At 69.9% G+C, this 18,852-nt stretch carries 11 protein-coding genes; 3 read left to right on the forward strand and 8 right to left on the reverse strand.

The genetic code is table 11. The features are described from left to right. Nucleotides 1–31 precede the first annotated feature (31 nt). The 3 genes from ACIG3E_RS05920 to ACIG3E_RS05930 form a co-directional block, all read right to left on the reverse strand. Complete coding sequence (locus ACIG3E_RS05920; protein ID WP_399611749.1) at nucleotides 32–1,735, reverse strand: protein kinase family protein; 1,704 nt, start codon at nucleotides 1,733–1,735, stop codon at nucleotides 32–34. 118 nt (nucleotides 1,736–1,853) lie between these two features. Next, nucleotides 1,854–4,538 carry a murein biosynthesis integral membrane protein MurJ gene (gene murJ, locus ACIG3E_RS05925; protein ID WP_399611751.1) on the reverse strand — a complete coding sequence of 895 codons (2,685 nt, stop codon included), beginning with the start codon at nucleotides 4,536–4,538 and terminating at the stop codon, nucleotides 1,854–1,856. 47 nt (nucleotides 4,539–4,585) lie between these two features. Next, on the reverse strand, nucleotides 4,586–7,006 hold the full coding sequence (locus tag ACIG3E_RS05930) for a DUF6049 family protein (protein WP_399611753.1): 2,421 nt from the start codon (nucleotides 7,004–7,006) through the stop codon (nucleotides 4,586–4,588). Between the two features lie 227 nt (nucleotides 7,007–7,233). Between ACIG3E_RS05930 and ACIG3E_RS05935 the strand changes: the two genes are divergently transcribed. Further along, the gene (locus ACIG3E_RS05935) at nucleotides 7,234–8,709 is read left to right on the forward strand and encodes a CCA tRNA nucleotidyltransferase (RefSeq protein WP_242719900.1); all 1,476 of its coding nucleotides are present in this window, start codon (nucleotides 7,234–7,236) and stop codon (nucleotides 8,707–8,709) included. Between the two features lie 206 nt (nucleotides 8,710–8,915). Here the strand turns inward: ACIG3E_RS05935 and ACIG3E_RS05940 are convergent, their stop codons facing one another. The 4 genes from ACIG3E_RS05940 to ACIG3E_RS05955 form a co-directional block, all read right to left on the reverse strand. After that, nucleotides 8,916–9,449 carry a hypothetical protein gene (locus tag ACIG3E_RS05940; RefSeq protein WP_399611756.1) on the reverse strand — a complete coding sequence of 178 codons (534 nt, stop codon included), beginning with the start codon at nucleotides 9,447–9,449 and terminating at the stop codon, nucleotides 8,916–8,918. A 128-nt stretch (nucleotides 9,450–9,577) separates the two neighbouring features. Then, on the reverse strand, nucleotides 9,578–10,834 hold the full coding sequence (locus ACIG3E_RS05945) for an MFS transporter (protein ID WP_399611758.1): 1,257 nt from the start codon (nucleotides 10,832–10,834) through the stop codon (nucleotides 9,578–9,580). A 78-nt stretch (nucleotides 10,835–10,912) separates the two neighbouring features. Continuing rightward, nucleotides 10,913–11,995 (reverse strand): inositol-3-phosphate synthase, encoded by a 1,083-nt coding sequence (locus ACIG3E_RS05950; protein WP_399611761.1) that lies wholly within the window; start codon nucleotides 11,993–11,995, stop codon nucleotides 10,913–10,915. 58 nt (nucleotides 11,996–12,053) lie between these two features. Beyond that, nucleotides 12,054–12,743, reverse strand: coding sequence for a helix-turn-helix transcriptional regulator (locus tag ACIG3E_RS05955; RefSeq protein WP_399611764.1), 690 nt, complete (start codon nucleotides 12,741–12,743; stop codon nucleotides 12,054–12,056). Between the two features lie 375 nt (nucleotides 12,744–13,118). Here ACIG3E_RS05955 and ACIG3E_RS05960 point away from each other — a divergent pair, with 375 nt between their 5' ends. After that, entirely contained in the window at nucleotides 13,119–15,830 is a 2,712-nt protein-coding gene (locus ACIG3E_RS05960) for a transglycosylase domain-containing protein (protein ID WP_399611767.1), read from the forward strand. Between the two features lie 223 nt (nucleotides 15,831–16,053). Beyond that, nucleotides 16,054–17,574 carry a glycosyltransferase family 87 protein gene (locus ACIG3E_RS05965; RefSeq protein WP_399611769.1) on the forward strand — a complete coding sequence of 507 codons (1,521 nt, stop codon included), beginning with the start codon at nucleotides 16,054–16,056 and terminating at the stop codon, nucleotides 17,572–17,574. A 221-nt stretch (nucleotides 17,575–17,795) separates the two neighbouring features. On the opposite strand, the gene ACIG3E_RS05970 is transcribed toward ACIG3E_RS05965, so the two are convergent. Then, entirely contained in the window at nucleotides 17,796–18,827 is a 1,032-nt protein-coding gene (locus tag ACIG3E_RS05970) for an alanine racemase (protein ID WP_399611771.1), read from the reverse strand. Between the last annotated feature and the right edge of the window lie 25 nt (nucleotides 18,828–18,852).

Below are 18,852 nucleotides of genomic sequence, written 5' to 3' on the forward strand. Positions count from 1 at the left end.
ACCCCCTCCCCCTGCCGAGACGCGCGGGCCCTCAGCCCTTGATGCCCTTGAACTGGACGCCCGAGATGCCCTGCCGGTAGCCGGCGTCACGGTACTTCTCGGCCGGGACCGACGGAACCGCCGTCACCCAGAGGAGTACGTACCGGGGCTTGGCCTTGGACTTCACCTTGATCTTCAAGGAGGAGCCGGTCGTCTTGCCTTCACCGATCTTCTTCATCGAGCCGACCGGCCCGGAAGGTGACATCGAGTCGGCGGCGTACAGGGAGATCGACGTGTGGTCTCCGCCGTACAGGAGCTTGATCGTCGCGTCCGTGAGCTTGTTCTCCGAGCCCAGGTCGTAGACGAGGCCGGCGCCGGGCTTGTACGGGGCCAGGGGCGGGCCCTCGTTGTACGTCGCGGTGCGCCAGACCGTGGAGCCGCTCTCGGTAGACTGCTTGAACTCTCCGCCCAGGCCGCTCGCCTGGGTGTTCTCGATGGAGATCGGCTTGCCGGGCTTGGGCTTGTTCTTGTCGCCGTCGTCGGACGTCTGCGACGTGCCCGAGTCCCCCGACTTGTTGTCGTGGTCCATGAGGGCGTCCGCCAGCTGCCAGCTGCCCAGGCCGAGCGCGGCGATGAGCAGCGCCGAGACCGCCCACTTGAGGGCCTTGCCGGTGCGGCTCTGCAGCGGGGGCGGCGGGGCCTGGATGACCTGCGTGGAGCCCGGAGGCTGCGGACCGCGGCCGTACGTGCCCTGTTGGTAGGTCGTGCGCTGGTACTCGGGCGGCGCCGTGAAGGCGGGCTCCGGCGGGCGGATGCGGGGCATCTCGCCGACGGCCTTCACCAGGTCGTCCGGTGTGGTGCAGGCGGGCTCCTGGCGGGACGCGGTCGCGCCGTCGTTGGCGAGCGCGCGCATGGAGAGCTCGGACAGGCCCCGGTGCACCCCGGCACGGACCTGGTCCGGCGCGATGAGGCCGACGCCCTTGGGCAGCCCGGAGAGGCCGTGTGCGTCGTTCTCGTACGGCCAGCGCTGGGTCAGGGCGGCGTACAGGAGGGCGCCGATGGCCTCCGTGTCGGTGCGCTGGGGGGTCTCGGAGGTGATTCCGCGCAGCGCGGCGTTCACGGCGAGGCCGCGGATGCGGTACTGGCCCGAGGAGGTGCGTAGCACGGCGCCGGGCGTCAGCCGCAGATGGGCGAGGCCCTCGCGGTGCGCGGCGGCCATGGCCTGGGCGACCTGGCTGACGAGCTGGTAGGCGTCGTGGGCCTCCAGCGGGCCGGAGGCCAGCAGGGTGGTGAGCTCCGTGGCGTCCGGAAGCCATTCGTGCACCACGTAGACGAGGTCGTTCTCCTCGACCGCGTCCAGGACCTGCACGAACCGCGGGTCGCCGAGGAGCGCCGCGGAGCGGGCCGCGGCGAGCACCGAGCGCCCGCGGGGGTGGTCGGCGGGCAGCACGTGCACGCCCACCGCACGGCGGAGCTTCTCGTCCACCGCGCGCCAGCTGCTGAAACCGTCCAGACGGGTGACGCACTCCTCGAGGCGATAGCGTCTGGCGAGTTTGTGGCCGCTGTGCAGTTCTGGGGGCGTGGTCGCCCCGGGCGGACTCGAGGGCCCCTTCGTCTCCGCCGCGCTGTCGTCCGCCGTGTCCCGCTCCCGGGTTTGGGCCACCCCGTCGGCCGTGGACTGATCCGCCTTCGCGGTCAGCGGCTGGTCGCCGCTGTTGCCTGCCACGTCGACGGCAGCCGTGCTCCGTTCCGCCACCGTCGTTCCTGCCTCCCCATCCGTTGCGCTACGTCAGACGCCAAAGCCAATTGTGCCCACAGACCGCCGCTATGCACGACACGCGGTAGCCGCCGATGGTTGTGCGGACTGCCACGCCTCAGCGTCCCAGGCGCCCCCGTACCGTGCCGACCAGGGAGTTGAGTTCCTGGATGCGCAGGCGCCGCGCGACGAGGAAGAAGACGCCGAACAGTACCGCGCAGCCGACGACCAGCGCGGCCAGTGAACCGAAGACGCCCTGTCCCAGCGCCTTCGTGATCGCGTACCCGGCCGCGGCGCCGAGAATCGCACCCGGCACCGAGGCGATCACGAGACGGGCGTACGTACGGACCACGTTCGCACCGTCCAGATCGCCCCCCAGCCGCTTGCTTAGCCGTCGCCAGGCCACGCCCACCCCGATCGCGTAGGCGAGGCCGTACGAAGCGGCCATGCCCGCTACGGCCCAGCGGGCGGGCAGCACCATGTAGCAGAGCGCGGAGGCGGCGGCGTTGAAGGCGGCCACGATGACGGTGTTGTAGAAGGGGGTGCGGGTGTCCTCGTACGCGTAGAAGGCGCGCAGGACGACGTACTGCACCGAGTACGGGATCAGGCCGAGGCCGAAGGCCATCAGCATGTAGCCCATGCGGGTGGCGCCGTTGACGCCGGACGAGCCGAACATGAGCGTGCACATCGGAATGCCGAGCGCGACGAAGCTGAAGGCGATCGGCACGATCGCGACGGCGGAGGTGCGCAGCCCCTGGGAGATGTCGTCGCGGACCGCGCCGTTGTCGCCCTCGTGGGCCGCGCGGGACAGCCGGGGCAGCAGCGCGGCCATCAGCGAGACGGTGATGATGGCCTGGGGGAGCCCCCAGATGAGCTGGGCGTTGGAGTAGGCCGAGAAGCCCGTGCCGTCCATGCCGGAGTGCTTGACCGCCGCGGTGCCCAGCTGGGTCACGACGATCGCACCGGCCTGGTTGGCGAGGACGAAGAGGATCGTCCACTTGGCGAGCATGGCGGCCTTGCCGAGGCCCTGGCCCTTCCAGTCGAAGCGCAGCCGCGGCTTGAAGCCCGTCTCCCGGAGGTAGGGGAACATCGCGAGCGACTGGACGACCATGCCGAGCAGCACGCCGACGCCGAGGAGGCGCACACCGTCGTCGGGGATCGACGTGACGCGCATGCCCGACTTCTCCGAGGTGCCGTACACCCACAGGAACATGCCGAGCGTCGCGATGATGACGACGTTGTTGAGGACGGGCGTCCACATCATCGCGCCGAACTTCCCGCGCGCGTTGAGGATCTGCCCCATGACGACGTGGATGCCCATGAAGAAGATCGAGGGCAGGAAGTAGCGGACGAAGGTGATGGCCACTTCGTTGGCCGCGGGGTCGCTGGCGACCGGCGTCGACAGCAGGTGCACCAGGACGGGCGCCGCGAACCAGCCGACGACGGTGAGGAAGCCGAGCGCCACCATCACGAGTGTGAGGAGGCGGTTGGCGTACGCCTGGCCGCCGTCCTCGTCGTCCTTCATGGCGCGGACGAGCTGCGGCACGAAGACCGAGTTGAGACCGCCGCCCACGGTGAGGATGTAGATCATCGTCGGCAGCTGGTAGGCGACCTGGAAGGTGTCGCCGAGCAGCCCGATGCCGAGCGCCGAGACGATCATGGCGGAGCGGACGAAGCCGGTGAGCCGGGACACCATCGTGCCCGCGGCCATGACGGCGCTCGACTTCAGCAGGCTGGACGCGCGGCCGCCGGACTTCGCCGCGGGCGCCGCGGGCACGGGCTCCTGAGCCGAGGCCGGGGCCGGGACGGAGGGGGACTCGCCGGGCGGACGCGCGATGTCGTACTGCTGCGCGTCCTGGTACGGCTGACCCTGCTGGTTCGGGTCCTGGTAGTAGCCGTCCGCCTGCTGGTTCGCGTACGGGGCGTTCTGGTGGTTCACGTACGGGGTGCCGCTCTGGGGGTAGTACTGGGGGTCGTTCTGCGGGTACGCGTACTGCGCGCCGCCCTGCTGGTCCGCGTACGGGGCCGCGCCCTGCTGCTGGTAGGGGTACGCGCCGCCCTGGTCGGGGTAACCGGCGGCCTGCTGGCCCGGGTAGGCGGTGCCGCCCTGCTGGTCCTGGTACGCGCCACCCTGCTGGCCCTGGTACGCGCCGCCCTGCTGGTACCCGGCGTCCTGCTGGTAGCCGCCCTGCGGTTGGGGCTGGGGCTGCTGGCCCTGGGCGGGGTAGCCACCCGCCTGGTACGCGCCCTGGCTCCGCGGGTCCTGCTGGTAGCCGTCGCCCAGGTGCGGGTCCTGCTGGTGTGCTCCGGCGCGCGGGTCGGGGTAGCCGCTGCCCTGCTGGTCGCGGAAGAGGTGGGCGAAGGCGTCCGGCTGGTGCCGCTCCTCACCGGCCTGGGTGACGAGGTCGTCGACGCCGACGTACTGCGTCGTGCGCGGGTCGTCGCCGTACGGGAGGTGCCGGGTGGCGCCGTCCGGCTCCGGGGGCGGCGTCTGGGCCCATACACGGGGGTCCGGGGCGTGCTGGGGCGACGGCGGCTGGGCGTAGAGCTGCTGGGGGTCCTGGTACGTCCCGGGCGGGGGCGGGGGGTGCGCGGCACGGTCGTAGAGCGCCTCGGCCACCGGGTCCTGGGCCGAGAGGTCCTGGGCGCGGTAGGGGTCCTGGGCGTAGGCGTCCTGGAGGTAGGCGTCGGGCGCCTGCTGCTGTGGCACCTGGCCGTCCTCATGGGGCCCTGGCGGCGGGCCCCCGGCAGCGCCGGAGCCGCCCGCGCCCTGGCCGCGCTCACCGTCGTACGGCGCGTTCATGGTTTACCCCACCTCATGGTCCCCGGGCCCACCGGCCACGACATCGCTCAACGGTCCACTCTCTCACCCGTGTGCGACGGCTCGGTGCTTTCCGGAGCGGTGTCCGGGGTCGGGTCACTCGGCTGCTCGGGTTCGCCCGCGTCGGGGCCGGCGTCGGGCGCGGGGCCGTCCGTGGCGTCGCCGTCGCCGTCGGGGCCGCCGTCCGGGCCCGCCTCCGCCTGCCGCCGCGCCGCGCGCTTGCGCTGGGTGTACATGCGGAATCCGGCGAGGACGAGCAGCAGGACGCCACCGGCGATGACCAGCATCACCGTGGGGGTGACCTCGGTGACGTTGACGTCGAAGTACACGGCGTCGCCGTACGGCTGGTTGTCCTCGGTGTAGAGCTGGGCGTACACCTGGACCGGTCCGTTGGCGTTGGCCGTGGTGGTGAACTTCACCGACTGGGTGTGACCGCCGCCCGTGATCTTGACCGGCTGCTCTTCGTAGAGGCCGTCACCGATCTTCAGACGTGTGGGGTTCGTCGACGTCAGCCGGAGCCTGAGGTGGTCGACGCCCTGGACGAGGTTGTTCTGCACCGTCACCGGGATCGTCGCGCTGCGGCCCGACAGCTTCGCGTCGGACTTCTTGATCAGCGAGACCTGGTGCATGAGGTTGGTCAGATAGCCCTGCACGCTCTTGCGGTAGCCCTGTGCCGCCGCCGCGCGGCCGCGCCACGACGTGGACATCTCGCGGTCCATGGCCCGGCCCAAGGGTGTGATCACCCGGTGCGGTGCGGAGAGGACCATCTGGAAGACGTCGAGCTCGTCCTGGGTGCCCCGGATCTCCTCGAACGCCGACCGGGGCAGCTCCTGCTTGCGGAGCGCGGCCGGGTAGGAGGCGGCCGAGGGCACCTGGGTGGTGGCGGACGGGTCCGGCTTGGCCTTCGCGGCCGCGGTCAGGTCCTGCGGCTGCGACCAGCGCTCGTCGTCGAGCGCGGTCAGGGCCTTGGCCATCGCCTGGGCCTGGCTCGCGGTGGGCGTGCGCTGCGGGGCTACGACAATGTTGCGCTGCTTGTCGTCCTGCAGCGTGATCATGAGGCTCTGGGCGAGGAACTCCTGGACCGCGAGGGTGGAGTTCTCGGAACGCGTCATGTCGCCGTCGAAGGCGGTGGAGAGCCGGGCGTCGGCGACCACGGCGGTGGTGCCGCCGCCGATGGGCCGGGCCGCGCTGGGCGTGTACAGCAGGCCATGGGTCTCGCGCAGGCTGTCACTGCGGGCGATCACCCGGTGGGCGCCCGCCGAGGTGGCGACGTCGACGACGGACGGGTCGATGGCACCCTCGGCGGGCCAGGCGAAGTCGGTGGTCGGCTTCACGAAGAGGATGTCGCGCACGGCCTTGGCGCCGACCTCGGTGGCCTCCTTGAGGTGTCCGAGCGACCCGGAGACCGCCTTGCCGTTGTGCGCGAGTGAGGCGAGGTCAGGGTCGGCGAAGGGCAGCGCGACGACCTTCTTGCCCTTCACCGTCTGCTGGAGCTCGGTGAGCCACTGCTTCGCGACTGTCTCGTAGCGGCCGGGAACTGTCGTCCCGTCCGGCCCTTCGACCTCGTACTCGTCCGCCATCGCCTCCACGGAGACCAGCAGGTCCGGGTCGATGACCCAGGTCACGTCGAGCTGCTCGCCGAGCGTCATCAGCTGCTCCAGGCGGCCGCCCGGCTGGATCTCCTTGGCCAGGTCCTCGTTCTTGAAGACGGGCGTCTGCTGTTCGTCGGAGCGAGTCCGCGCGGTGAGGTGCGTGGTGGAGATGAGCGGCCACAGGTACGTGGTCTTCGTCTTCGTGTCCGCGGACCCGTCCTGCCACGGAAGGAACGTCCGCTCGATGCCGAGCACCTGCGGGTATGGCTGGGCTGCCGTCTGGCCCGTCAGCGTCACGCCGAGCTGATAGACGCCGTCCATGCCGAGGTCGAGGGCGCTGACGGGCACGGAGATGCTGAAGCGCTGCGGGACGCCCGGGGCGAGCTTGGTGATCTTCTTGACGTACTTGCCGCCGACCTCGGCGCCGTCGGTCCCGGGCTGGAACCCCTTGCGCTGTGCGGCGGTGTCGATCGCGGTGCGGCCTCCGAGGGGAGGCGCGACGCGCAGTCCGACCTGCGCCGCGGTGACCGGCTGACGGCCCTCGTTCGTGACCGTGCCGGAGACGGTGACGGTGTCGCCCTTGCGGGGCGCGCTGGGCGTCAGGGTGTCCAGGGAGACGTCGACGGTCCTGGAGCCCGTGGCGGCGGCTTTCAGCCCCGTCCGCACGCTCTTGGCGGCGCTCTTCGCGCCCGTGGCCGCGCTCTTCACGTCCGGTGTCGCGGCGAGCGCGGCGGAGCCCGCGGGCACCTGGAGCAGACCGGCCAGCAGGGGTGCTCCGGCCAGCAGTGCCGCTGTGCGCCGGAGCCACCGGCGGGCAGGTGAGGGGGTGGTCCCCGGGAAGTCTGCCGCCTCGGCCACGCGTTGCCCGTCCCTCGTCGTCGTCAGCTGTGTCGGTGGTTGTCGGATGCTGCGTCCACGCATGGTAACGAGGCGCGCCGGGCCCGAGTGCCGCGGACCACTCCACAAGATCGCGAGACCTTGTCCCGCAGGCCGCAAGGGCCGAGGTGAGCGCTGTGGACGGGCTCCACGGAGGCCGGGGAAATCGAGGCGGCCACCGGGCGCCGGGGCACGTACCCTTTTCTGTTGTGCCGAACGCCAACGAAGACAACCCCCGTGCCCTGAGTCAGGTCCAGCAGCGCGCCGTGAGCGAGCTGCTGCGCGTGTCCCCTGTCGCAGACGACCTCGCCCGCCGCTTCCAGGAGGCCGGGTTCTCTCTCGCCCTGGTCGGCGGGTCGGTGCGGGACGCCCTCCTCGGCAGGCTCGGCAACGACCTGGACTTCACGACGGACGCCCGCCCCGAGGACGTACTGAAGATCGTCCGTCCGTGGGCGGACGCGGTGTGGGAGGTCGGGATCGCCTTCGGCACGGTGGGCTGCCAGAAGGACGCCCGCGTGGACGGCGTCGAGCAGCGCTTCGAGATCGAGGTGACGACATATCGATCGGAGGCGTACGACAGGACCTCCCGCAAGCCCGAGGTGTCGTACGGCGACTCCATCGAGGACGACCTCGTGCGCCGCGACTTCACCGTGAACGCCATGGCCGTGGCGCTCCCGGAGAAGGAGTTCATCGACCCGCACGGAGGCCTCGACGACCTGGCGGAGCGGGTCCTGCGCACCCCCGGCACCCCCGAGGAGTCCTTCTCGGACGACCCGCTGCGGATGATGCGGGCCGCGCGCTTCGCCGCGCAGCTGGACTTCGAGGTGGCCCCGGACGTCGTCGCCGCGATGAAGGCGATGGCCGAGCGCATCGAGATCGTGTCCGCCGAGCGGGTCCGTGACGAGCTGAACAAGCTGATCGTGGCCGCGCACCCCCGCAAGGGCCTGGCCCTCCTGGTCGACACCGGTCTCGCGGCCCACGTGCTGCCGGAGCTTCCGGCGCTGCGCCTGGAGCGCGACGAGCACCACCGGCACAAGGACGTCTACGACCACACCCTGATCGTCCTCGAGCAGGCGATGGCCCTGGAGACGGACGGCCCGGACCTGACGCTCCGGCTCGCCGCGCTGCTGCACGACATCGGCAAGCCGAAGACGCGCCGCTTCGAGACGGACGGCCGGGTCTCCTTCCACCACCACGAGGTGGTGGGCGCGAAGATGACCAAGAAGCGGATGACGGCTCTCAAGTACTCCAACGAGCTCGTCAAGGACGTCTCGCGACTGGTGGAGCTGCACCTGCGCTTCCACGGCTACGGCACGGGCGAGTGGACGGACTCCGCCGTCCGCCGCTACGTACGCGACGCGGGCCCGCTCCTGGAGCGCCTGCACAAGCTGACCCGTTCCGACTGCACGACCCGCAACAAGCGCAAGGCCAACGCGCTGTCGCGGGCGTACGACGGCCTGGAGGAGCGCATCGCCCGCCTCCAGGAGCAGGAGGAGCTGGACGCGATCCGCCCCGATCTCGACGGCAACGAGATCATGGAGGTCCTGAGCGTGGGCCCGGGCCCCGTGATCGGCCAGGCCTACAAGTTCCTGCTGGAGCTGCGGCTGGAGAACGGCCCCATGGAGCGGGACGCGGCGATCGCGGAGCTCAAGGAGTGGTGGGCCGCACAGAACGCGGACAGCTGACGCTCAGCTGACAACGGGAAGAGGCGCGGTGTTTCACGTGAAACACCGCGCCCCTTCCCGTTGGGCTCGGGGTTCGTGCGACGAGGCTGCCTATGCCGAGGGGCCATGTTTCACGTGAAACATGGCCCCTCGGCAGGTGCACTGTCATCGGCAGGGGCGCGTGGTCAGCCTCGCGACATGACCATGTGCTCCCGCACGGCCGAGCTCTACTTGTCCGCCGAGCCGGACGGCACGTACGGCTTCAGGCAGAGGGTGAAGTCATCGCCGCCGCCCGTCTCGCGGTACTCGGCGTACTTCGTGCGGTCGCAGGTCCCGCTGTCCTTCTTCTCCATGACCTTGTACTTGGCCTTCTTGTCGCCGCAGTCCACGATCTTCAGGTCCGGGTCTGTGGAGCTCTCCGGCTTGCCGATGCTCATGCAGTCGCCGACCTCGGCCGCGGAGGCCTCGTCCTGGCCCGCCAGGATGGCCGCGCCGCCGAGGCCGAGGACGGCGACGACCGCCACCCCGATGAATATGAACTTCTTCTTGCTCTTGCGCGGGGCCACCGGGTCCGGGCCGCCCTGGTAGAAGGGCATGCCCTGCTGCGGAGCGCCCGGGTGCTGGGGGTACGGCGGCGGGGGCGTCTGGCCGTACGGGGCCGCGCCGGGGTGCTGCGGAGCACCCGGGCCCTGCGGCGGCTGACCGTAGGGCTGCTGGCCCTGGGCGAATGGGTTCTGGCCCTGGGGCGGCGGAGTGGACACGGGGATCCCCCTAGAAGAGAAGCAGGACGAAGGGATTGAGGCGCGAGGGCGCGAAAGACCTCCGTAAGTTATCCGGCCTGCGCGGGTGCGATGAACCTCAGCCAAGCTCTGTGGCATTGATGTGACACTTACTGGACGTCAAACCTGGTCATAGCGCCAGCAATCGCTGTGTAGACCAGCGCGATCGAGGCAACCAACGCGACCGATTTGCCGTCCGGGGGCAGCATCAGTGCCGCGACACCCGCCGCGCCGACGAAGGCGACGTTGAAGAGGACGTCGTACAGGGAGAAGATCCGGCCGCGGAAGCCGTCGTCGGCCGCCGACTGCACGACTGTGTCCGTGGCGATCTTCGCGCCCTGGGTGGTGAGCCCGATGACGAAGGCGGCGACGAGTATCGGGCCCGGCGCGAAGGGCAGCAGGAGCGCGGGTCCCAGGATCGCGGCCGCGGCGGCGCAGACGACCATCCAGCGCCGTGCTCCGAGCCTCCCGACGGCCCACGGGGTCACCAGGGCGGCCGCGAAGAACCCGGCGCCGGAGACCACCACGGCGACGCCGAGCAGCGCGAGCCCGTCGTCCTCGGTCGACGACCAGGCGTACCGGCACAGCATCAGCACCATGACCGTCAGGGCGCCGAAGCAGAACCGCATCAGGGTCATCGACACCAGGGCGTGCGCGGCCGTGCGGCGCTCGGCGAGGTGGCGTACGCCCGCCAGGAGCCCGCGTGCGGTGCCGGCGAGCGCCACCCCCAGACGTGGTTGCACCAACTCCCTCTCGGGGCCGAGCAGGTCCCGCGGCATGCGCAGGGAGGCGAGCGCCGAGCACAGATACAGCGCGGCTCCCAGGAGGACGACGGCCGCGTCCGAGTCGGCGGCGACGATGCGGACGAGGAAGGCGAGGCCTCCGCCCGCCGTCGCCGCGAGGGTTCCGGCGGTCGGCGACAGGGAGTTGGCCATGACCAGCCGGTCGTCGTCCACCACGCGCGGCAGCGCCGCCGAGAGCCCCGCCAGGACGAAGCGGTTGACGGCGGTGACGCACAGCGCGGAGATGTAGAAGAGCCCGTCAGGCGCGTCGCTGAGCATCAGGACGGCCGTCAGGGACGCCAGCGCGGCCCGCAGGACGTTGCCGTACACGAGGACCTGTCGGCGCCGCCAGCGGTCGAGCAGGACGCCCGCGAACGGGCCGACGAGCGAGTACGGAAGGAGGAGCACCGCCATCGCGGAGGCGATCGCCGCGGGCGAGGCCTGCTTCTCCGGCGCGAAGACCACATACGTGGCGAGCGCGACCTGGTAGACGCCGTCCGCGCCCTGGGAGAGCAGGCGCACGGCGAGCAGCCGCCGGAAGTCCCGAAGGTGCAGCAGAACGCGCAGGTCACCGACGACAGCCATGGCGCACAGCCTCACATACGGGAAGGGTCCCCGGGTCGACGACCCGGGGACCCTCGGCAGGTCAGGTGTTCAGCGCGGTCAGCGCTCGACCTCGCCCTTGATGAACTTCTCGACGTTCGCGAAGGCCTCGTCGTCGAAGTACTGCACCGGCGGGGACTTCATGAAGTACGAGGACGCTGACAGGATCGGGCCGCCGATGCCGCGGTCCTTGGCGATCTTCGCGGCGCGCAGGGCGTCGATGATGACACCCGCCGAGTTCGGGGAGTCCCAGACCTCGAGCTTGTACTCCAGGTTCAGCGGGACGTCGCCGAAGGCGCGGCCCTCGAGGCGGACGTACGCCCACTTGCGGTCGTCGAGCCACGCCACGTAGTCGGACGGGCCGATGTGGACGTTCTTCTCGCCCAGCTCGCGGTCGGGGATCTGCGAGGTGACGGCCTGCGTCTTCGAGATCTTCTTCGACTCGAGGCGGTCGCGCTCCAGCATGTTCTTGAAGTCCATGTTGCCGCCGACGTTCAGCTGCATGGTGCGCTCGAGACGGACACCGCGGTCCTCGAACAGCTTCGCCATGACGCGGTGCGTGATGGTGGCGCCGACCTGGGACTTGATGTCGTCACCGACGATCGGGACGCCGGCCTCGGTGAACTTGTCCGCCCACTCCTTGGTGCCCGCGATGAACACCGGCAGGGCGTTGACGAAGGCGACCTTGGCGTCGATGGCGCACTGCGCGTAGAACTTCGCGGCGTCCTCGGAACCGACGGGCAGGTAGCAGACGAGGACGTCGACCTGCTTGTCCTTGAGGACCTGGACGACGTCGACGGGGGCCTCGGTGGACTCCTCGATGGTCTGGCGGTAGTACTTGCCCAGACCGTCGAGGGTGTGGCCACGCTGGACCTGCACGCCGGTGTTCGGCACGTCGCAGATCTTGATGGTGTTGTTCTCACTGGCACCGATGGCGTCCGCGAGGTCGAGGCCGACCTTCTTCGCGTCGACGTCGAAGGCGGCGACGAACTCGACGTCACCGACGTGGTAGTCGCCGAACTGGACGTGCATCAGGCCCGGGACCTTGCTGTCCGGGTCGGCGTCCTTGTAGTACTCGACGCCCTGGACCAGCGAGGCGGCGCAGTTGCCCACGCCGACGATGGCTACGCGAACCGAACCCATTCCGGTTGCTCCCTGTGTGATCTCGGTATTCCGGATGGCACCCCGCGAGTGCGGGGTGTCACTTGGCGGTGTCGCCGGACGCATCCGGCGGCGGGTTGTCCTCCCGCCGCCGGGGCAGGACGTCCGACTCCCCAGATGTGCTGTTCTGCTGAGCGGAGCTCCCGGGACCGGACCGTTGCTGGTCGCGTCCCGCGCGCTCGCTCTCGATGAGCTCGTTCAGCCAGCGCACTTCGCGCTCCACGGACTCCATTCCGTGGCGCTGCAGCTCAAGCGTGTAGTCGTCGAGGCGCTCCCGGGTGCGGGCCAGAGAGGCACGCATCTTCTCCAGGCGCTCCTCCAGGCGGCTGCGGCGGCCCTCGAGCACCCGCATCCGCACGTCCCGCGAGGTCTGGCCGAAGAAGGCGAAGCGGGCGGCGAAGTGCTCGTCCTCGTACGCGTCGGGGCCGGTCTGCGAGAGCAGTTCCTCGAAGTGTTCCTTACCTTCCGCGGTCAGCCGGTAGACGATCTTGGCGCGGCGCCCGGCGAGCGGAGCCGCCGCCAGGGCCTCCGCGGTGGTGGTTCCCGACTCCTCGATCAACCAGCCGTTGGCTACCAGTGTCTTCAGGCAGGGGTACAGCGACCCATAGCTGAAGGCGCGGAACACGCCCAGTGAGGTATTGAGCCGTTTGCGCAGCTCGTAGCCGTGCATCGGGGACTCGCGGAGCAGGCCGAGCACAGCGAACTCGAGGATGCCGGAGCGCCTGCTCATGGTGTCCTCCCGTCTGTCCCGGTCTGCCTGACACGGACCTTTATGCCGACCTGATGTATCGACTCGATACATCACGACGATAGAACGAGGTTCCTGCTGCGACAAGAGGGGGAACGGTGAACGGCGTCACATCACCGATTCGTAGGAAGTAACTTGCCTGATTTGGGGTGAACTTCAGCGCTAAGAGGGTTTTGACGGTGCGTAGTCTGTGCGCCATGCATACCGCCGGGAACCAAGTGACGTGAGGTGGCGTTACTGTCCCGGTGCCGTACGGACGAGTGCCGGAATGGACTCGTCCGTACGTCGGGGGGGACCGGAAACCAGCTGCCGTTTCCAGGTGCGGATCACCGCGCCTGCCCGAGGAGTAGTCGTTCGATGAGCGAGCACCGCCGCAAGCCGCCGCAGGGCGGCGGACGCGCCGCGGCCAGGCGGGGCGCGTCCGCCGCGCCGTCCGGCCGTCGCGCAGCACCGCGAGGCGCCACCGGATCGCCGTCTTCGCCGCACGGACCTTCGTCTTCGTACGAATCCGGCGCCCCCGAAGACGAGGGGCGCTCCTACGGGGGGCGCGCGGAGGCCAGGCGCGCCGCCCGCAATGGCTCCGTGGGCGGAGGCCGACGCCGGGCGTCGGAGAGCGGCGGACGCGGCCGCGGGCGGGGCTACGGCCCTCCCAAGAAGCGCTTCATCGACTATCCGCGCGCGGGCCGGAGCGGGCCGCGCCGCTGGATCCCGTCGTGGCGCCTGATCACGGGCCTGATCATCGGGTTCTTCGGCAGCCTGATGGCGGTCGCGGGCATCGCGTACGCGCTCGTCGAGATCCCCGAGGTCGCCAACGCGGCCAAGGCGCAGAACAACGTCTACTACTGGGCCGACGGCTCGCAGATGGTCGCGACCGGCGGGGAGACCAACCGCCAGATCATCAAGTACGAGGACATCCCCGAGGCGATGCGCAACGCCGTCATCTCGGCGGAGAACAAGACGTTCTACAAGGACAAGGGCGTCGACCCGATGGGCATCGCCCGCGCCGTGGTGAACATGGCCAAGGGCGGCCAGACCCAGGGCGGCTCGACCATCACGCAGCAGTACGTGAAGAACGCCCGGCTCGACGACCAGTCGCAGACGTTCAGCCGGAAGTTCAAGGAGCTGTTCATCTCCATAAAGGTCGGCCGGACCGTCAGCAAGGAAGACATCATGGCGGGGTACCTCAACACCGCCTACTACGGCCGCAACGCCTACGGCATCCAGGCCGCCGCGCGCGCCTACTTCGGCAAGGAGGCGCAGAAGCTGAACCCCAGCGAGTGCGCACTGCTCGCCACGGTCCTCAAGGGCGCCACCTACTACGACCCGGCGGGCTACCCGGAGATCGACCCCGCAGCCGACAGGGAGGCGAACACCGAGCGTGCCAAGAAGCGCTGGGCGTGGATCCTCGACGAGGAGGTCAAGGACGGGCGCATGGAGGCCTCCGAGCGGGCCAAGTACACCAAGTTCCCGACGCCGCAGAACGCGCGCTCGAACGTCAAGCTGAGCGGCCAGATCGGCTATCTCGTCTCGCTCGCCAAGGCGTACGTCGTCAACAACACCGACATCTCCGCCCGGGAGCTGGACCAGGGTGGCTACGAGATCCACACGACCTTCAGCAAGAAGAAGGTCATGGAGCTCGAAAAGGCCGTCAAGAAGGTCCGCAAGGAGAACATCAAGCCGAAGCTGCGCCCGGACAAGGACAAGTACGTCCAGTTCGGTGGCGCCTCGGTCAACCCCGGGACCGGTGCGATCGAGGCCATCTACGGCGGTGAGGACGCGACCAAGCACTTCACCAACAACGCGGACACGACGGGTGCGCAGGTCGGTTCCACGTACAAGCCCTTCGTGCTGGCGGCAGCCTTCAAGAACGGCATCCGGGACAAGAGCGGGGGCGCGAACCAGGACAACGCCCAGCGCACCGTCATCAACCCGAAGAGCCTGTACAGCGGCAAGAACAAGCTGAAGATCAAGAACTACGACGGCACGGTCTGGACGGACAAGGACGGCAAGGAGTGGCTGCAGACCAACGACGGCCACCAGTCCTACAACCCGCCGAGCTACAAGATCGACCTGCGTGAGGCCATGCGGGAGTCGGTCAACTCCGCCTACGTCCAGCTCGGCATGGACGTCGGGCTCGACAAGGTGAAGGCCGCGGCCATAGACGCGGGCCTGCGGGACGACAACTCCATGGCGGGCGCCACCTACCCGTCCTTCTCCCTCGGCACGTCGTCCCCGAGCGCGATCCGGATGGCCGGCGCCTACGCCACGTTCGCGGCCAGCGGCAAGCAGCGTGACCCGTTCTCGGTGAAGGAGATCGAGAAGGAGGGCCAGTCGGTCTACCGGCACCGGTCCAAGACGAAGCCCGCCTTCTCCCCCGCGGTCGCGGACAACGTCACGGACGTCCTGCGGACCGTCGTCGAGAAGGGCACGGGTACCTCGGCGAAGCTGCCCGGCCGCCAGGTGGCTGGCAAGACCGGTACGACCGATGGCAACAAGTCCGCCTGGTTCGTCGGCTACACCCCGCAGCTGTCCACGGCGATCAGCATGTACCGGATGGACGACGACGAGTCCAACAAGAAGCGCCAGTTCCTGGAGATGTTCGGCACGGGAGGCCAGGAGAAGATCCACGGCGCCTCGTTCCCCGCGGAGATCTGGCAGGACTACATGTCGGCCGCGCTCAAGGGCAAGCCCATCATGAGGTTCCCCCCGCCGCAGCCCATCGGTGAGATCGTCGGGCAGCCCGTGGTGCCCTCGCCCACGCAGACGGAGGAAAGGGAGGAGCCGAGCGACACCCCGACGCCCACGCCTTCCGACTCCAAGTCCACCTCGCCCTCCCCGACGAAGACCCCCGACCCGACCGAGACCTGCAAGCCCTGGGACCCGTCGTGCAAGGACGACGGCGGGGCCTCCGAGGGCGGAGACGACAACGGCGGCGTCATCGGCGACCCGGGCGGTGAGTCACCACCACCTACGGGCGACGCGAACGGTGGCAACGGAAACGGAAACGGCAATGGAAACGGCCACAACGGCGACGACGGAGGAATCTTCGCCGGGCCGACCGGAGGCTGACCGCCGAGCCGCCGTGTGTTTCACGTGAAACCGTGTGTTTCACGTGAAACAAGGCCGCCGCACCCCTGTGGTGCGGCGGCCTTGTCGTGTCTGAGGGGGTCGCTGGAGCGCCTGGACGGCCCGCCGCCGTGTGGCGGAAGGCTCCGGGCGCCGGGATGCCACAAGGGGTGGACGCGTCGACGCTTCCGGGGCCTGACAGGGTCCGTACGGCAGGATGTGCGCCATGCCCAGCGCAGAGAAGACGCCCCCCACACGCGCACATCCACCCCTGAGCGAGCGGGTGCCGCAGCCCGTGCTTCCCACGAGGCAGGACGAGGTCGCCGCCTCCGGCAGTGAGCTGCTCGGCGGGCCCATCGGCCGCAGAGCGCTCCTCGCGGCGACCTGGTGGACGCCCGTGCGCGTCATCGCACTCGTCGCCCTCGGAATGTTCGCCCTCGGCATGGTGCAGAAGGCGCCGTGCTACAACGGCTCCTGGTTCGTCGGCGCGAGCTCGCAGTACACCCACGCGTGCTACTCCGACATCCCCCACCTCTACCAGGGCCGTGGCTTCGCCGACGGACTCGTGCCGTACTTCGACAAGCTGCCCGGCGACATGGAGTACCTCGAGTACCCGGTGCTCACGGGGCTGTTCATGGAGGTGGCCGCCTGGCTGACGCCGGGCAGCGGCAGCCTGCAGCACCAGGAGAAGTTCTACTGGATGGTCAACGCCGGGATGCTGATGGCCTGCACGGCCGTCATCGCCGTCTGCGTGGCGCGCATCCACCGGCGCCGACCTTGGGACGCGCTGCTCGTGGCTCTGGCGCCCGCCTTCGCGCTGACGGCCACGATCAACTGGGACCTGTTCGCCGTCGCCCTCACCGCGGCCGCGATGCTGATGTGGTCGCGCGGGCGCGCGGTCGCCTTCGGCATCCTGCTGGGGCTCGCGACGGCGGCCAAGCTCTACCCCGTGCTGCTCCTCGGCCCGCTGCTCGTGCTGTGCTGGCGCGCGGGCAAGTGGCGGGAGTTCGGGAGCGCGCTCATCGCGACGACCGTCGCCTGGCTGGCGGTGAACCTGCCGGTGATGATCCAGGCGCCGGACGGCTGGTCGAAGTTCTACAGCTTCAGCCGGGAGCGGGGCGTCGACTTCGGCTCGTTCTGGCTCATCCTCGCCCAGCGCATGGACGACCCGCCGACCACGGACACCGTGAACAGGCTGGCGGTGGTGCTCATGCTGCTCGCCTGCCTCGGTGTCGCCGCGCTCGGCTTCACCGCTCCCAGGCGCCCGCGCTTCGCGCAGCTGGCCTTCCTGGTGGTCGCCGCCTTCATCCTCACCAACAAGGTGTACTCGCCGCAGTACGTCCTGTGGCTGATCCCGCTCGCCGCCCTGGCGCGTCCGCGCTGGCGGGACTTCCTGATCTGGCAGGCGTGCGAGGTCGCGTACTTCCTGGGCATCTGGATGTACCTCGCGTACACGACGAGCGGAGACGCCCACAAGGGACTGCCGACCGAGGGCTACCAAGTGGCCATCGCCATCCACCTGCTGGGGACGCTGTACCTGTGCGCCGTGGTCGTACGCGACATCCTCCTGCCGGAGCGGGACGTGGTGCGGCGGACCGGTGAGGACGACCCTTCGGGCGGGGTCCTGGACGGCGCGCCGGACGTGTTCGTGGTCAGCCTTGGCGGTCGGGCACCGCGGTACGACGGGGCGCGTGACGGCGAGGAGACGTACGTGAAATGGGGGACGACGGGGAAGCGTTCACCCTGAGCGAACACGATGGCGCCCGGATGGCGGTGGACCGGAACGGCTGTGGGCTGTGGCAGGGGGCTGGAACGCTGCAAGCCGCTGAAGGGGCGGGGCCGCGACCCGGAGGCCGCGGTCTGAGGCGCTGAAGGACCGGCACGCGGAAGGGCCGGGCGCGACGATTTGTCGCGTCCGGCCCTTCCGCCGTTGAGGACCGCGCCCTTCGGCGCGGGTGCCGCGTGAGGTCAGCGGTCGACGATCCGGTCGAACTGCGTGGTGGTGTGCCGCAGGTGCGCCACCAGCTCCTCGCCCACCGTCGGCTCCGGCGCGTCCGACGGTACGAACAGGATCGACACCTGCATGTGCGGCGGCTCCGCGAACCAGCGCTGCTTGGCGCCCCAGACGAACGGCGAGAGGTTGCGGTTCACGGTCGCGAGACCCGCGCGGGCCACGCCCTTCGCGCGCGGCATCATCCCGTGCAGCGCCTTCGGCGCCTCCAGGCCGACGCCGTGCGAGGTGCCGCCCGCGACGACGACGAGCCAGCCGTCGGACGCGGCCTTCTGCTGCCGGTAGCCGAAACGGTCCCCCTTGGCGACGCGCGTCACGTCCAGGATGGAGCCCCGGTACTCGGTCGCGTGGTGGTCGCCCAGCCACAGGTGCGTGCCGATCCGCGCCCGGAAGCGGGTCTGCGGGAACTGCTGCTGGAGCCGGGCGAGTTCATCGGCCTTGAGGTGGCTGACGAACATCGTGTGCAGCGGAAGGCGTGCCGTGCGCAGCCGGTCCATCCAGCCGATGACCTCGTTGACGGCGTCCGTACCGTCGGGCCGGTCGAGCGGCAGGTGGATCGCGAAGCCTTCGAGGCGTACGTCCTCGATGGCGGCGTGCAGATGCGGCAGGTCCTGCTCGGTGATGCCGTGGCGCTTCATCGAGGACATGACCTCGATGACGACACGGGCGCCCACGAGCCCGTGCACGCCGTCGAGCGACGACACGGAGCGGATGACGCGGTCAGGCAGCGGCACGGGCTCCTCGCCCCGTCGGAACGGGGTGAGGACCAGCAGGTCGCCGCCGAACCAGTCCTTGATCCGAGCGGCTTCGTAGGTCGTGCCGACGGCAAGGACATCGGCGCCGAATCGCGTGGCTTCCTCGGCGAGGCGCTCGTGGCCGAACCCGTAGCCGTTGCCCTTGCAGACCGGGACGATGCCTGGGAATTGGTCAAGCACGTGCTTCTGGTGTGCCCGCCAGCGCGCGGTGTCGACATAGAGCGTGAGCGCCATGGCTGGTCCCGGAACCTTTCTGGTG

This window comes from Streptomyces sp. NPDC053474 (genome assembly GCF_044544845.1).
Taxonomy (GTDB): domain Bacteria; phylum Actinomycetota; class Actinomycetes; order Streptomycetales; family Streptomycetaceae; genus Streptomyces.

Bases quoted from the DNA above. Each gene is read 5' to 3' on its own strand.
- murJ (WP_399611751.1), bottom strand. From the start codon at position 4,538: ATGAACGCGCCGTACGACGGTGAGCGCGGCCAGGGCGCGGGCGGCTCC.
- ACIG3E_RS05945 (WP_399611758.1), bottom strand. From the start codon at position 10,834: ATGGCTGTCGTCGGTGACCTGCGCGTTCTGCTGCACCTTCGGGACTTC.
- ACIG3E_RS05950 (WP_399611761.1), bottom strand. From the start codon at position 11,995: ATGGGTTCGGTTCGCGTAGCCATCGTCGGCGTGGGCAACTGCGCCGCC.
- ACIG3E_RS05955 (WP_399611764.1), bottom strand. From the start codon at position 12,743: ATGAGCAGGCGCTCCGGCATCCTCGAGTTCGCTGTGCTCGGCCTGCTC.
- ACIG3E_RS05960 (WP_399611767.1), top strand. From the start codon at position 13,119: ATGAGCGAGCACCGCCGCAAGCCGCCGCAGGGCGGCGGACGCGCCGCG.
- ACIG3E_RS05965 (WP_399611769.1), top strand. From the start codon at position 16,054: ATGCCCAGCGCAGAGAAGACGCCCCCCACACGCGCACATCCACCCCTG.
- ACIG3E_RS05970 (WP_399611771.1), bottom strand. From the start codon at position 18,827: ATGGCGCTCACGCTCTATGTCGACACCGCGCGCTGGCGGGCACACCAG.